12 protein-coding genes and 1 pseudogene are annotated in these 14123 nt (G+C 72.3%); 7 read left to right on the top strand and 6 right to left on the bottom strand.

Annotated features, from left to right (window positions below; translation table 11 throughout):
• The 3 genes from ACWCPM_RS33780 to ACWCPM_RS33770 form a co-directional block, all read left to right on the top strand.
• On the top strand, positions 1-417 hold a 417-nt coding region (locus ACWCPM_RS33780; RefSeq protein WP_450980091.1), incomplete at its 5' end, for an ATP-binding protein DrrA1-3 family domain-containing protein.
• Entirely contained in the window at positions 414-1205 is a 792-nt protein-coding gene (locus ACWCPM_RS33775; protein ID WP_450980090.1) for an ABC transporter permease, read from the top strand. The genes ACWCPM_RS33780 and ACWCPM_RS33775, both read left to right, overlap by 4 nt.
• Before the next feature lie 180 nt (positions 1206-1385).
• On the top strand, positions 1386-1859 hold the full coding sequence (locus ACWCPM_RS33770) for a carbon monoxide dehydrogenase (RefSeq protein ID WP_450980089.1): 474 nt from the start codon (positions 1386-1388) through the stop codon (positions 1857-1859).
• An 85-nt stretch (positions 1860-1944) separates the two neighbouring features.
• On the opposite strand, the gene ACWCPM_RS33765 is transcribed toward ACWCPM_RS33770, so the two are convergent.
• The 3 genes from ACWCPM_RS33765 to ACWCPM_RS33755 form a co-directional block, all read right to left on the bottom strand.
• Positions 1945-2538, bottom strand: coding sequence for a flavodoxin family protein (locus ACWCPM_RS33765; RefSeq protein WP_450980088.1), 594 nt, complete (start codon positions 2536-2538; stop codon positions 1945-1947).
• Between the two features lie 210 nt (positions 2539-2748).
• The gene (locus ACWCPM_RS33760; protein ID WP_450980087.1) at positions 2749-3150 is read right to left on the bottom strand and encodes a hypothetical protein; all 402 of its coding nucleotides are present in this window, start codon (positions 3148-3150) and stop codon (positions 2749-2751) included.
• 47 nt (positions 3151-3197) lie between these two features.
• A complete protein-coding gene (locus ACWCPM_RS33755) occupies positions 3198-4313 on the bottom strand; it encodes a hypothetical protein (RefSeq protein ID WP_450980086.1) in 1116 nt (371 codons plus the stop codon).
• 213 nt (positions 4314-4526) lie between these two features.
• Between ACWCPM_RS33755 and ACWCPM_RS33750 the strand changes: the two genes are divergently transcribed.
• From ACWCPM_RS33750 to ACWCPM_RS33735, 4 genes are all read left to right on the top strand, one after another.
• The gene (locus ACWCPM_RS33750) at positions 4527-5579 is read left to right on the top strand and encodes an LLM class flavin-dependent oxidoreductase (protein ID WP_450980085.1); all 1053 of its coding nucleotides are present in this window, start codon (positions 4527-4529) and stop codon (positions 5577-5579) included.
• Complete coding sequence (locus ACWCPM_RS33745) at positions 5572-6603, top strand: LLM class flavin-dependent oxidoreductase (RefSeq protein ID WP_450980084.1); 1032 nt, start codon at positions 5572-5574, stop codon at positions 6601-6603. Before ACWCPM_RS33750 ends, ACWCPM_RS33745 begins: the two co-directional genes overlap by 8 nt.
• Before the next feature lie 74 nt (positions 6604-6677).
• The gene (locus ACWCPM_RS33740) at positions 6678-7403 is read left to right on the top strand and encodes an NADPH-dependent F420 reductase (protein WP_450980083.1); all 726 of its coding nucleotides are present in this window, start codon (positions 6678-6680) and stop codon (positions 7401-7403) included.
• A 196-nt stretch (positions 7404-7599) separates the two neighbouring features.
• Positions 7600-10974 carry a pyruvate carboxylase gene (locus ACWCPM_RS33735; RefSeq protein ID WP_450980082.1) on the top strand — a complete coding sequence of 1125 codons (3375 nt, stop codon included), beginning with the start codon at positions 7600-7602 and terminating at the stop codon, positions 10972-10974.
• A 117-nt stretch (positions 10975-11091) separates the two neighbouring features.
• Here ACWCPM_RS33735 and ACWCPM_RS33730 read toward each other — a convergent pair whose 3' ends face one another.
• The 3 genes and pseudogenes from ACWCPM_RS33730 to ACWCPM_RS33720 all read right to left on the bottom strand — a co-directional run.
• The gene (locus tag ACWCPM_RS33730; protein ID WP_450980081.1) at positions 11092-11562 is read right to left on the bottom strand and encodes a hypothetical protein; all 471 of its coding nucleotides are present in this window, start codon (positions 11560-11562) and stop codon (positions 11092-11094) included.
• A gap of 101 nt (positions 11563-11663) precedes the next feature.
• Positions 11664-13223: a mucoidy inhibitor MuiA family protein gene (locus ACWCPM_RS33725; RefSeq protein WP_450980080.1), complete on the bottom strand. Its 1560-nt coding sequence runs from the start codon at positions 13221-13223 to the stop codon at positions 11664-11666.
• A 5-nt stretch (positions 13224-13228) separates the two neighbouring features.
• Positions 13229-14032, bottom strand: a pseudogene (locus tag ACWCPM_RS33720) (DUF4139 domain-containing protein); the annotation flags it as partial.
• Positions 14033-14123 lie beyond the last annotated feature (91 nt).

The raw sequence follows: 14123 nt of genomic DNA, 5'->3' as shown, positions 1-14123 counted from the left end.
GAACTGGTCACCGGCGGGGTCACCGTCTTCCTCACCACCCAGTACCTCCAGGAGGCCGACGAACTCGCCGACCGCATCGCCGTCCTGAACGACGGAAGGATCGCCGCCGAGGGCACCGCCGAGGAACTGAAGAGACTCGTCCCCGGCGGACACGTCAGGCTCCGCTTCACCGACCCGGCCGCCTACCGGCACGCGTCCTCGTCGCTCCACCCGACCACCCGGGACGACGAGGCACTCACCCTCCAGATCCCCGCCGACGGCAGCCAGCGCGCACTGCGCTCCCTGCTCGACCGGCTGGACACCGCGGGCGTCGAGGCCGACGAGCTGACCGTGCACACCCCCGATCTCGACGACGTCTTCTTCGCCCTCACCGGCGGAGCCGTCATCCCCGACCAGTCCACGGAGGCCGCCCGATGAGTTCCCTCACCCTCGCCCTGCGCGATTCGTCCACCATGCTGCGGCGCAACCTCCTGCACGCGCGCCGCTATCCGTCCCTCACCCTGAACCTGCTGCTCACGCCCGTGATGCTGCTCCTGCTCTTCGTCTACATCTTCGGCGACGTGATGAGCGCCGGCATCGGAGACGGTGGCGCCGACCGGTCCGAGTACCTCGCGTATCTCGTGCCCGGCATCCTGCTGCTGACCATCGGCGGCACCACGATCGGCAGCGCGGTGTCGGTCTCCAACGACATGACCGAGGGCGTCATCGCCCGCTTCCGCACGATGGCGATCCACCGGGGGTCGGTGCTCATCGGGCATGTCCTCGGCAGCGTGCTGCAGTGCGTGATGAGCGTGGTCCTCGTCGGTGCCGTCGCCGTGGCCATCGGGTTCCGGTCGCACGACGCCACCATCCTGGAATGGGTCCTGGCCCTCGGGCTGCTGACGCTCGTCTCCCTGGCACTCACCTGGATCGCGGTCGGGATGGGCCTGTCCAGCCCCAACGCCGAGGCGGCCAGCAACAACGCCCTGCCGTTGATGGTCCTGCCGCTCCTGTCCAGCGCCTTCGTGCCGGTCGACGCGATGCCGGGCTGGTTCCAGCCGGTCGCCGAGTACCAGCCGTTCACGCCCGCCATCGAGACCCTGCGCGGACTGCTGCTCGGCAGCGAGATCGGCAACGACGGATGGCTGGCCGTGCTCTGGTGCGTGGGGCTGGCCGTGCTCGGCTACATCTGGTCCCGGTCACTGTTCGACCGCGACCCGAAGTAGCGTCCCGCGGGGCCGAGGCCGACGGCCCTTCCCCGGCCCAGGGGCCGCGTGCTCCGACAGCCACCCTGTCGGAGCACGCGGCCCCACCGGCGTTCGCGGGCCGGCGGGACTCCCTTCGGGGTCCAATGGACCACGGAACTCCCTTCGGGGTCCGTGGACCGGCCCGGAATCGGGACCCCCATGACGTACCCCGGCACCGCGGTCTTCCAGGAGCTGGACGAGACGGAGTACCGGATGGTGCTCGTCGCGAGCGGCGGGGAGACCCGCGGCCCGGGCACGGCCAAGGCGACGCTCACCGGCGTACTGAGCGCGTGCGACGAGGGCAGGGCCGTCTCGGTGCGGACCGATCTGATGGTCACCGGGCGCCCGGCGCAGTTCGGCCCGCGGGGTGCCGGCGGAGGTGGGCGACCGGCTGTTGGGGCAGTTCGCGGAGTGTCCGGCGGACCGGCCGTTCCCGCGGAGCGGGACTGGGCCGGGCCGGACGAGGCGGCATCACTCGTCCGGCCCGGGTCTGAGTCGCTCGATCTGTTGCGCACGGCAGGGCTGCCGGTGGCCGGACGAGCGGCCGCCGCGGCGGCGGCACTCGCGGACCTCGCACTGATCGGCGGATGGCTCCGGCGTCGCGGGCGCGGAAGACGCCGTTCCCACGGATGACGCCGGAGCCCGAGCAGCCGCAGCGGGCCGGGGTCCGGCGTGGAGCCGTGGCCCGGTGGTGTGCCCGCTGCCGCCGGAATCAGGGTCAGGCGCCGACGGCGCTGCGCCCCGCGACGAAGATCTGGGCCTGCTCGGCGATGCGGCGCCCGAGGTGCTGGGCGGTGGCTATGTCGGCCTTGTGGACTTCCTCGGGGCCGTGGTCGGTGTGGGTCTGCGCGCCCGCGCCCAGGTAGAAGCCGAGGCGGTTGAGGTCGTCCTCGGAGGCGGTGGTGCTGTTCCAGCCCGGGTGCAGGCCGAGGTTGACCCAGGTCATACCGTGCTGGGCGGCCAGAATGGTGAAGTACTGGAGGGTCTGGAGCTTGTCGCCGCTCTTGGCACCGGAGTTGCTGAACCCGGCCGCGAGCTTGTCCTTCCAGGAGTGGACGGCCCAGCGCTTGGAGGTCGTCTCGGCGAACTTGTGGAACGCACCGGAGGCCGTGCCCATGTAGGTCGGCGAACCGAACACGATCGCGTCCGCGGCGTCGAGCAGTTCCCACTGCTCGTCGGTGATCTCGTCGACCTTGATCACGTGGGCGACCGCTCCGGCGTCCACGGCGCCCTCGCGTACGGCCTCGGCGAGGACGGTCGTGTGGCCGTAGCCGGAGTGGTAGGCGATCGCGATGATCGGGGTGGTGCTCATGAACGTCTTCTCCTGGCAGTGTGGTGGCTGGCTCCCGCTGGGAGCCCGGAGGCCGACCGTCATCCGGCCTGGCGGCTCGGAATCGGCCTCGTCACCACTACGACCGGACAGCCCTCCCGTCCGTGACACCGGCAGTGCGGATCACCACGTCGGGACGGTCGCGGCCGGACCCGAAACCCTTCGCGATCCGGCTCGCGCGGGCGCGGCGGCTCAGCCCCGCCGGCGGCCACCGGCCTTCCGGGCCACGGCGGCGACCAGGAGCGAGACGAGCGTGGACGCGACCACGCTGCCGATCACGATCATGGCGACGCCGATCAGGAAGAGCCCGCTCCCGTCGTCCGACCAATCGACATAGGCGGCGACGGCCAGCCCCGACGTGGTGCCCACCACCGCGGCCGCGACGCGATTCCGGGACGCGACCCAGCACACCAGCCCCAGCAGTGTCAGCACGAGGCCGATCACCTGCCACGCCTCGTAGGGGCCGCTCAGCGAGCCGTCCGCCTGCACGTCGTACCGCTCATCCCAGCCCAGCCAGCCGGCCCACGCGGCCGACGTCACGCCGGCCGGCACCACGGTCACCAGGAGTTCGGATCTCACAGGTTCTCTGCCCATGGCCCCAGTGTTCGGGCGCTCGCGAACTGCCGTCAGCGCGCAGGTACTCAACCCGCCCGAGGAGGAATGCCCATGTCGCCGGCGCCCCGGGTCAGCCGTAGCGTCACGAACGCCGTGATCCCGGCGGCGGTGCCGAAGACGAGGGCGGCGGGTGCGCCGGTGCCGAGCCGGGAGAACAGATGCACCGGCCCCCACACGGTGGCGGTGTCGTGGTCGATCGCCATCTGCATGACCTGGCTCGACAGGAGTCCCAGCACGGTGGCGCACACGCCGCCGGCCGCCATCGCCGGCACCGTGGTCCGGGTGAGCAGGGTGGGCGACAGCCGCAGCGCCCACCACACCACGACCAGCAGGACCACGTCGGGGACCCGATGGAGCAGCCAGTAGCCGAGCGAGGCGGTCCCCGGGCCGGACCAGGCCCCGAGCAGCAGCCACAGGCGCAGCAGGTCGCCGGGCTCGGACAGCAGTCCCGTACCGGTCCACGACGTCTGGATCCGGGCCGCCACCGACGCGTGCGAGAGGACCACCAGCGACAGCGCGATCACCGCGGTTCCGGCGCTCGCGGCGAGGCGGCCGGCGCGCCGCGGAACGATCCGCCGGGGCAGCGGATCGGCGCCCTTGGCGGTGATGCGGGCACCGGGCACCGTGAGCAGAGCGGTCAGCAGCCCCGCGAACACCGTGACGGGGCCGCTCGACGCGATCACGGTCGCCAGCTGCGGCAGGACGCGGTAGCTGCCGTTGCCCTGGGACGCGATGAGCCAGGGCGCGGAGACGGTCACGGCAAGCGCTCCCGCCACCGGGCTCCAGGCCCACAGCGCCAGCACGGTGGCCGGCGTGCGGCCCCGTACCGGCGGGATCCTGCGCACCAGGAGGAGTGCGCCGACGAGGAAGAACACGAAGACCGCGACGTATCTGATCTGCATCGCGGTGGCGTACAGACCGGCGTACCGGGCGTCCGCGCCCGAGGACGTGTCCCCGCTCCCCGGAGGGTCGTACGACCAGGGGGCGAGCCAGCGCAGGAGTTCGTTCGTCGACTCGATGCCGAGCACGCCCGTGGCACCGCGCAGGTGCAGCGCGTGCACGCCGGCCCCCGCCCACCACAGCAACAGAGCGAACAGCAGGCTTCCGATCACCGCGGGTATCGCGGCGCGCCCGTACGTCACGTGTCATCCCCCTGCTCCGGCACTGTGCTTGTCCGTGGTTGATCAAGCGAAGGATAGGGGCCGGTGATCGCGTGCGAACACGCGGCGTGGGTCCTCGCGCGCAGCGCCCCACCCTCGTGGTTGACGAGTCGAGCCCGGTGGGGAAGTATTTGCTGCGTCAAGCAAGAGAAATCCCACGGCACCGGACGTACCGGGAGTCAGGAGGAGGAGTCCATGACGACCACAGGGTTCGAGCTGGGGCTGAATTCGTTCGGGGAGGTCGCCACGGACGGCGGAGGGCGGCCGCTCGGCGACGCCGAGACCGTCCGTCTGCTGATCGAGGAGGCCAGGCTCGCCGAATCGGTCGGGATCGATGTGTTCAGCGTCGGCGAGCACTACCGCGCGGGCCACAACGACAGCGCGACCCCCGTCCTGCTCGCCGCGATCGCCACCGCGACGGAACGCATCCGGCTCGGTACCTCGGTGACCGTGCTCAGCACCAACGACCCCGTGCGGCTCTACCACGAGTTCGCCACGCTGGACGCCGCCTCGAACGGCCGCGCCCAGCTCGTCCTGGGCCGGGCGTCGGCCACCGAGTCGTTCCCGCTGTTCGGCCACGACCTCGCCGACTACGAGGAGCTGTTCGAGGAGAAGCTCGACCTGTTCATGCGCCTCCAGCGTGAGGAGACGGTGACCTGGTCCGGAAAGTTCCGGCCACCGCTCGTCGAGCAGCGACCGCGTCCCCGTATGCCGCCCGGCGGCATTCCGACCTGGATCGGCGTGGGCGGCAGCCCGCATTCCGTGGTGCGCGCGGCCCGCTACGGCCTGCCCCTCATGCTGGCCGTGATCGGTGGCCGCCCCCAGCGCTTCGCCGGCCATGTCGAGCTCTACCACCGCACGCTCGAACAGTACGGGCACGCCCGTCAGCCCGTCGCCCAGCACTCGCTGGGGCTCGTCGCCGACACCGACGAGGAGGCGACCGAGACCTGGTGGCAGTATTGGCAGCCGGTCGTCGCCGCCCTCGCGGAGGAGCGCGGGTTCTACAAGCCGACCCGTGAGCGCTACCTGGCGGAGGTCGGCCAGGGCGCGCTCTTCGTCGGCTCGCCCGAGACCGTCGCCCGCAAGATCGCCACGATGGCACGCGATCTGCGGCTCAGCCGTTTCGACCTCAAGTACGACGTCATGCATCTCCCCCGCGAGGCCCGGGCCCGCACGATCGAGCTGCTGGGCACCGAGGTCGCCCCGCGGGTGAGGCATCTGCTCACGAAGGAACCCAGTCATGTCTGATCTCGTCTTCGGCCTCGACACGTTCGGCGATGTGCCGCTCGACGACTCCGGGACCCCGGTGTCCGACGCACGGGCCATCCGGCAGGTCCTCGACGAGGCCGTTCTCGCCGAGGAGACCGGTGTCGACGTCCTCGCGCTCGGTGAACACCACCGCCCGGAGTACGCGATCTCCTCTCCGGAGACCGTGCTCGCGGGTATCGCCACACGGACCAGCCGCATCCGCCTCTCGTCCGGTGTGACCGTGCTGAGCTCGGACGATCCGGTCCGTGTGTTCCAGCGGTTCTCGACCCTGGACGCGCTCTCGAACGGCCGGGCCGAGATCATTCTCGGGCGCGGCTCCTTCACCGAGTCGTTCCCCCTGTTCGGCTACGACCTGAGCGACTACGACCTGCTCTTCGAGGAGAAGATCGAGCTCTTCGCCAAGCTGCTGGAGGAGAAGCCCGTCACCTGGAGCGGGACCAAGCGGGCTCCGCTCGACAACGCGGACGTCTTCCCCAAGACCGAATCCGGGCGCCTGACCACCTGGGTCGGCGTCGGCGGCTCACCCCAGTCGGTCATCCGTACCGCGCGCTACGGATTCCCGCTGATGATCGCCATCATCGGCGGCAACCCGGAGCGCTTCGCGCCCTACATCGACCTCTACCGGCGGGCCGCCGAGAAGTTCGGCACCACGGCCCACCCGGTCGCCATGCACTCGCCGGGCTTCGTCGCGGACACCGACGAGGAGGCCCGCGAGCTGCACTGGCCGCACTACAAGGTCATCCGGGACCGCATCGGCGCGCTGCGCGGCTGGCCGCCGATCCGCAAGGAGGAGTACGACGCCGAGATCGAGCACGGCTCGCTCTACATCGGCTCGCCCGAGACCGTCGCCCGCAAGATGGCCCGAGCGATCAAAACGCTGGGCGTCGGCCGATTCGACCTCATCTACACCACAGGGGCGCAGTCGGTCGGCTCCCGCCTGCGCGCGGTGGAGCTGTACGGCACCAAGGTGCTCCCGATGGTCCGCGACCTCCTCGCAGACTGACGCCGGGCCCCATGAGCGCGGAATTCCCGGGCCCCACGGGCGGAGTCGTCCCGGGCCCCATGAACGGAGAAGACATGGACACCACCACCGACGGCGCCGTGCGCACGGTCGGCATCCTGGGCGCCGGAAAGGTGGGCACCGTGCTGGCGCGTCTGGCCCTGGCGGCCGGCTATCGCGTGCTCATCGCGGGATCGGGGGACCCGGCCACGATCGAGCTCACCGTCGAGGTCCTCACCCCCGGTGCCGTCCCGGTCACCGCGGAGTCGGCAGCGGCCGAGGCGGATGTCGTCGTCCTGGCGCTCCCGCTCGGCAAGTACCGCACCGTCGCGGCCGATTCGCTGCGGGGCAAGCTCGTGCTCGACGCGATGAACTACTGGTGGGAGGTCGACGGCATCCGCGACGACCTCACCGATCCGCTCACCTCGTCGAGCGAGATCGTGCAGGCGTATCTGTCCGGAGCCCGGGTGGTCAAGGCCTTCAACCACATGGGCTACCACGATCTCGAGGACGGTGCCCGGCCCGAGGGGGCGCCGGGACGCAAGGCGATCGCGATCGCCGGCGACGACGCCGACGCGCTCGGCGTCGTCGCGGACCTCGTGACCGCTCTCGGCTTCGACCCCGTCACGGCGGGGCCCCTCGCCGAGGGAGTGCGGCTCGAACCGGGCACCGAGCCCTTCGGCGCGTATGTCGGCGCCGGTGAACTGCGCGCGATGCTCGACCGCTTCCCCGAGTCGGAGCGAGGGCGGGCGGTGATCAGCGCCAGGGCCGCCGCACCGGCACCGGGCGACCGGGCCGCCTGACCCCGGGCCACCGCGCGGGGGCACGGCGAGGCTGTCGGCGAACCACAACATCCCGCCGCCGGCGGCCGCCTGAGACCAGGAGGCCCGGTGCCGGTGATCCCGGATCCACCCCGTGAGTGGCCCGGTTCACATGGCGGTGGAGCGGTGTCGCCGACACCATGGGTGGGCCCCGTCCGGCAGGCTGAAGGGATCAAGCATGTTCCGCAAGGTGCTGGTTGCCAACCGTGGCGAGATCGCGATTCGCGCGTTCCGCGCGGGATACGAGCTGGGCGCGCGCACCGTCGCCGTCTTCCCCCACGAGGACCGCAACTCGCTGCACCGGCTCAAGGCCGACGAGGCGTACGAGATCGGGGAGCCGGGGCATCCGGTACGGGCCTATCTCTCCGTCGACGAGATCGTCCGCGCGGCGCGCCGCGCGGGAGCGGACGCCGTGTACCCGGGGTACGGATTCCTGTCCGAGAACCCCGAGCTGGCCCGGGCCTGCGAGGAAGCCGGCATCACCTTCGTCGGACCGAGCGCGGACATCCTGGAGCTGACCGGGAACAAGGCCCGCGCGGTCGCCGCCGCGCGCGAGGCCGGCGTACCGGTGCTGGGCTCCTCGGAACCGTCCACCGACGTGGACGCACTGGTCCGTGCCGCCGAGGACGTCGGCTTCCCCGTGTTCGTCAAGGCGGTCGCGGGAGGCGGCGGGCGGGGAATGCGCCGCGTCGAGGAGCCCGCGCAGTTGCGCGAGGCCATCGAGGCGGCGTCCCGCGAGGCGGCGTCCGCGTTCGGCGACTCCACGGTCTTCCTGGAGAAGGCCGTCGTCGAGCCCCGCCACATCGAGGTGCAGATCCTCGCCGACGGACGGGGCGAGGTCATTCACCTGTTCGAGCGGGACTGCTCCGTGCAGCGCCGCCACCAGAAGGTGATCGAGCTGGCGCCCGCCCCGAACCTCGACCCGGAGCTGCGCGACCGCATCTGTGCCGACGCCGTGCGGTTCGCCCGGCAGATCGGCTACCGCAACGCCGGCACCGTGGAGTTCCTGCTCGACCGCGACGGCAACCACGTCTTCATCGAGATGAACCCGCGCATCCAGGTCGAGCACACGGTGACCGAGGAGGTCACGGACGTCGACCTGGTGCAGGCGCAACTGCGCATCGCCGCCGGCGAGACCCTCGCCGACCTCGGCCTCGCCCAGGACACCGTCACCCTGCGCGGCGCCGCGCTCCAGTGCCGGATCACCACCGAGGACCCGGCCAACGGCTTCCGCCCGGACACCGGACGGATCAGCGCCTACCGCTCGCCGGGCGGCTCCGGCATCCGCCTCGACGGCGGCACCACCCACGCCGGTACGGAGATCAGCGCGCACTTCGACTCGATGCTGGTCAAACTCACCTGCCGGGGCCGGGACTTCGCCACCGCGGTCGGGCGCGCCCGGCGCGCCGTGGCCGAGTTCCGCATCCGCGGCGTGTCCACCAACATCCCGTTCCTGCAGGCCGTCCTCGACGACGCCGACTTCCAGGCCGGCCGGGTCACCACGTCGTTCATCGAGCAGCGCCCGCAGCTGCTCACCTCCCGGCACTCCGCCGACCGCGGTACGAAACTGCTCACCTACCTCGCCGACGTCACGGTCAACAAGCCGCACGGCGAACGGCCGGACCTGATCGACCCGTTGAGCAAGCTGCCCGCGCTCCCGCCCGGTGAACCGCCGGCCGGCTCCCGGCAGCGGCTCGCCGAACTCGGCCCGGAGGGCTTCGCCGGCCGGCTGCGCGCGTCACCGACCATCGGCGTCACCGACACCACCTTCCGCGACGCCCACCAGTCGCTGCTCGCCACGCGGGTGCGCACCAAGGACCTGCTCGCCGTCGCGCCGGTGGTGGCGCGCACGATGCCCGGGCTGCTGTCCCTGGAATGCTGGGGCGGAGCGACCTACGACGTCGCCCTGCGCTTCCTCGCCGAGGACCCCTGGGAGCGCCTGGCGGCCCTGCGGGAGGCCGCGCCCAACATCTGCCTCCAGATGCTGCTGCGCGGCCGCAACACGGTGGGCTACACGCCGTACCCCACCGAGGTGACCGACGCGTTCGTGCAGGAGGCGGCGGCCACCGGCATCGACATCTTCCGCATCTTCGACGCCCTCAACGACGTGGACCAGATGCGGCCCGCCATCGACGCCGTGCGGGAGACCGGGACGGCGGTGGCGGAGGTGGCCCTGTGCTACACCGCCGACCTGTCCGACCCGGCCGAGCGCCTCTACACCCTGGACTACTACCTGCGGCTGGCCGAGCGGATCGTGGACGCGGGTGCCCATGTGCTGGCGGTCAAGGACATGGCCGGCCTGCTGCGGGCGCCGGCCGCGGCGAAGCTGGTGTCCGCTCTGCGCCGCGAGTTCGACCTGCCGGTCCACCTGCACACCCACGACACCGCCGGCGGCCAGCTCGCCACCTATCTCGCCGCGATCCAGGCCGGCGCCGACGCGGTGGACGGCGCGGTGGCGTCCATGGCCGGTACAACCTCGCAGCCGTCGCTGTCCGCGATCGTGGCGGCGACCGACCACTCCGAGCGGCCGACGGGCCTCGACCTGCAGGCCGTGGGCGACCTCGAGCCGTACTGGGAGAGCGTCCGCAAGGTCTACGCCCCCTTCGAGGCGGGTCTGGCCTCGCCGACCGGCCGCGTCTACCACCACGAGATCCCCGGCGGGCAGCTCTCCAACCTGCGCACCCAGGCGGTCGCGTTGGGCCTGGGCGACCGCTTCGAGGAGATCGAGGCGATGTACGCCGCCGCCGACCGGATGCTCGGCCGCCTGGTCAAGGTCACTCCTTCGTCGAAGGTGGTCGGTGACCTGGCGCTCCACCTGGTGGGTGCCGGCGTGTCCCCGGACGACTTCGAGGCGGAGCCCGACAGGTTCGACATCCCCGACTCCGTCATCGGCTTCCTCCGCGGTGAGCTGGGCACCCCGCCCGGTGGCTGGCCCGAGCCCTTCCGCACCAGGGCGCTGCGGGGGCGTGCCGAGGCCAAGCCCGTGGGGGAGTTGAGCGCCGACGACCGCGAGGGACTGGCGAAGGACCGGCGGGCGACCCTCAACCGGCTGCTGTTCCCGGGGCCGACCCGGGAGTTCGAGGCGCACCGCGACTCGCACGGCGACACCAGCGTGCTCGACAGCAAAGCGTTCTTCTACGGACTGCGGCCGGGCAAGGAGTACGCCGTCGACCTGGAGCGGGGCGTGCGGCTGCTGATCGAGCTGCAGGCCGTCGGCGACGCGGACGAGCGCGGGATGCGCACCGTGATGTCGTCCCTGAACGGTCAGTTGAGGCCCATCCAGGTGCGTGACAGGGCCGCCGCCGCGGACGTCCCCGTCACCGAGAAGGCCGACCGGGCGAACCCCGGGCACGTCGCGGCGCCGTTCGCGGGCGTGGTGACCCTCACCGTCGCCGAAGGGGACGAGGTGGAGTCCGGGGCGACGGTCGCCACCATCGAGGCGATGAAGATGGAGGCGTCGATCACCGCCCCGAGGTCCGGCCGGGTGGGCCGGCTTGCCATCAACCCCGTCCAGCAGGTCGAGGGCGGCGACCTGCTCGTCGAACTCGCCTGAGCCGAGGGGCGGCCGGGCCGTGGCACATGCCGTCCCGGCCCCTCCCGCCCCGCGCCGAACCGTGTCCGACCCCGTGAGCCGACCGGCCGTCGGGTGAGCCTGTCCGACCTGTCGGGCTCACCCGACGTCGGGTGAGCCCGCTCCGTCGCTCCGCGGCCGAGCCCGTCCCTGTGCCGTCCGCGGGGTGCGCTCCCGCTCGTGGCGGAGGGCGGCGCCCGTCGCCACCGCGCCGACCCCTTCCCACACGCCCACACCGAGGAAACCGGCCGGGGCGCGGCCGCCGATCACCGCGAGCGTGAACACCGCGCACGTCAGCAGCCGGAAGGGGACGGTCCAGCGGAAGAACGCCTTCCAGTCGGAGAGCGCCGCCAGGACGTAATACACGCCCATGTTGAGCGCCGCCATGGAGGAGGCGGTCACGAAGACCAGGGTGTTGTCCCCCGGCGCACGGGAGCCTTCCCCGGCCGGAAACCCCATGAGCACCAGGAGCGCATCCGGGGCCACGAGCCCCACCGCACCCATGGCGGCGGCGAGAACGCCGAACACGGCCATGGTCCAGCCGGACGGGGAACGGGGCGGAAATCGCACGAAGCCCTCCGGGGCGTAGAGGAGTTGAGCAGCTGCGCGAGGATGCGGGGGGATGGGATTCCGGCGCCACCCGCATCCTCCCGTGCCGACAGGACGGGCGGTCAGAGACCGTTCACTTTCGCGCTCGCCGTGACGTCGTAGACCAGGGTGACGGTGCGCCGGCCGCCCGGAGGCAGCGGGACGTTCCAGCGGACGATGCCGTCCGCGTCGATCCCGTCGGGTGCCGGGGAGCACTCCTTGCCGCGCACGCTCACCTCGACCGCCGACGTCTCCGAGACGGGGACGCGCTCGCGGACGACGACCATGTGCTCCTCGTGCTCGGTGGGCGCCGAGAAGCGGGAGAGGTGGAGCCGGACGGTGCGGGTGAGGACGGTTCGCTGGGTCAGCCCCGCGGTGTCCCGGGTCTCCTCGGCGTGCCGCACGACCCGGTGGTCGTCACGGCTGCCGAAGGCGAGGTCGACGGCGGCGCCGGGCGCGGTGAAGTCCAGCGTGCCGCGCCCGCCGTACCCGCTGTCGCCGACGAGGTCCACAGGCCCGGCGAGCAGCGCGTGCCCGGAACGGTTGTCGAACCGCACGGTCCGGCTCACCAGCGGGGACAGCTCGGGCGCGCAGGTGTACTGGCTGCCTGCGGGGGTGGTGAAGGACGAGAGCGGCACCCGGTGGGCCCGTCCGTCCGACGGCACCGAGACGGGTGCGTCGCAGCGCAGGACGCGGACCTCACCGCCGTCGTCGACCCCGGGCAGGCCCTGAACGGGGGAGGGGCCGAGGTCCGTGATCTCCTCCTCGCGCAGCTCGACGTCGACGGTGCGGCGCTCGGCGGGGGAGCGGTCCTGCAGGGTCAGCACGTCCTCCACGAGGCGGGGCGGTCGGGTGGCCCGCGAGGAGCGCGCCGTCGACAGCGTCAGCCGTATGTCCGACCAGTCCTCGCCCGTGTGCTGCCATACCACCGCGTCCGTGTCCAGCGTGAGTGCGTCGCCGTCGAGCACGGCCCGGTAGGCGGGCCGCCACAGGGCGCAGGGCACGAGGTGGGTCAGGCGGAGCCGGGCCGGGCCGGCGGCGTCCGCATGGACGGTGAGTTCGATGTGGCCGACCAGCTCGGCGGGTTCGGTCTCGGCGAGCCGCAGAGCCCTCCGGCTGTCGGAGAGTTCGGCGGCCAGCTCGGTCAGCCGGGCCTGCGCCGCGCGGAGTTGCTCGCCGTAGCTGTCGCGTTCGCCGTCGGCGCGCTCCAGTTCGCGGGTCCAGCGGGCCTTGTCGGCCTCGCCGCGGCCGGCGCCCTCGCCGATCTCGCGCAGCAGGTCGGTGGCGAGACGGTCGAGGACGTCGACGCGCGCGTGCAGACGGTCGCGCCGCTGCTCCAGCGACTGCTGCTCCTCTTCGAGGACGCCCACGCGGTGGCGGAGCACGGAGTCGTCGTCCGCGGGACCCGGCCCGCGCGGTGTCCAGGTGCGGACGACCCTCGCGTCGAGCACGGTCGCCGGGTGAGCGGCCGTCAGGTCGGCGTGCAGGCTGCGGTCGACGGTCAGGGCGCTGACCGGCCCGAGGCGCAGCCGCCGGGTGCCGGCCTCCAGGTCGAGGGCGACGGTGCGCTCGACGTGTGCCCGGTCCTCCAGGCAGGTGACCGCGGTGACGGGGAGGGCGATCTGTTCGGGGCTCGTGGACATGGGAGTCAGCTCCTGCGGTTGCCGCCGGTCAGGGCCTTGCCGGCCGGGATGCGGATGACGTAACCGCCGTCGAGGGCGGCGGTGGCGCGGGCCGGCAGCTCGATCCGCCACACGCGGGTGCCCTGCGCGTGCCGCTCGGCCTCGGCGTCCTGCGCGGGCGCCTTCCAGTCGGCTGTCTCCTCGATCCGTATGTCGGCGTCGACGGTGACCGGTATCCGTTCGCGTACCTCCACGGTGACGCCGACGGTGAGCCGGTTGGCCAGCTCGACGTGGACGCGGTGGTCGAGCACGGTCACGTTGTTGCGCAGCCCGGAGACCGACTCGTTCATGGTCGCCCGGCGGGTGACCGTGATGGCCTCGTCGGGGCCGAGCCCCACCCGGCACACGCCGCCGGGAGCGAGGGTGGGCAGTGAGGTGGTCAGGAGGAAGTCCCCGTCCGCCGCGATCTCCAGCGGCCCGGCCAGCAGCGCGTGACCGGTGTCGTTGACCAGCACCAGCGTCGTGTAGACGGCCTCCTCCACGGCGGGCACGCACAGGTACTCGGTCCGCAGACCGACCGGCACCTCGCCGACGGTGACGGTGTGCCATGTGCCGTCCGAGGGGATGTCGGCGCGTGCGGCGGCGTCGTAGCGGTGGTCGAAGGAGCCGGCCGACTGCCGGGGACGTACGGCGTGCGCCGGCAGGGGCAGTACGGCCGTCTGCTCGGCGCGTCGGCGGTGCTCGGAGGCCACCGGGTCGAAGGACGCGTCCGGGAACAGCCGTCCCCGGCGGTCCTGTTGTGCGTCGGGTCCGGACAGGACCAGTGCCGCCGATCATGCCGACTACCGGGAACGTCACACCCCCAGGATATCGGCCGGGCCAGGTCGGCCGGTTTCCGCCTCGTCGGCGGGTGTGTTCTTC

The organism is Streptomyces sp. NPDC002309, assembly GCF_053593375.1.
This window is presented reverse-complemented; position numbering and strand designations above follow the sequence as displayed.

Coding starts and splice junctions, on each gene's coding strand:
- ACWCPM_RS33735 (WP_450980082.1), top strand. CDS start 7,600: ATGTTCCGCAAGGTGCTGGTTGCCAACCGTGGCGAGATCGCGATTCGC.
- ACWCPM_RS33770 (WP_450980089.1), top strand. CDS start 1,386: ATGACGTACCCCGGCACCGCGGTCTTCCAGGAGCTGGACGAGACGGAG.
- ACWCPM_RS33750 (WP_450980085.1), top strand. CDS start 4,527: ATGACGACCACAGGGTTCGAGCTGGGGCTGAATTCGTTCGGGGAGGTC.
- ACWCPM_RS33740 (WP_450980083.1), top strand. CDS start 6,678: ATGGACACCACCACCGACGGCGCCGTGCGCACGGTCGGCATCCTGGGC.
- ACWCPM_RS33775 (WP_450980090.1), top strand. CDS start 414: ATGAGTTCCCTCACCCTCGCCCTGCGCGATTCGTCCACCATGCTGCGG.
- ACWCPM_RS33760 (WP_450980087.1), bottom strand. CDS start 3,150: ATGGGCAGAGAACCTGTGAGATCCGAACTCCTGGTGACCGTGGTGCCG.
- ACWCPM_RS33725 (WP_450980080.1), bottom strand. CDS start 13,223: ATGTCCACGAGCCCCGAACAGATCGCCCTCCCCGTCACCGCGGTCACC.
- ACWCPM_RS33745 (WP_450980084.1), top strand. CDS start 5,572: ATGTCTGATCTCGTCTTCGGCCTCGACACGTTCGGCGATGTGCCGCTC.
- ACWCPM_RS33765 (WP_450980088.1), bottom strand. CDS start 2,538: ATGAGCACCACCCCGATCATCGCGATCGCCTACCACTCCGGCTACGGC.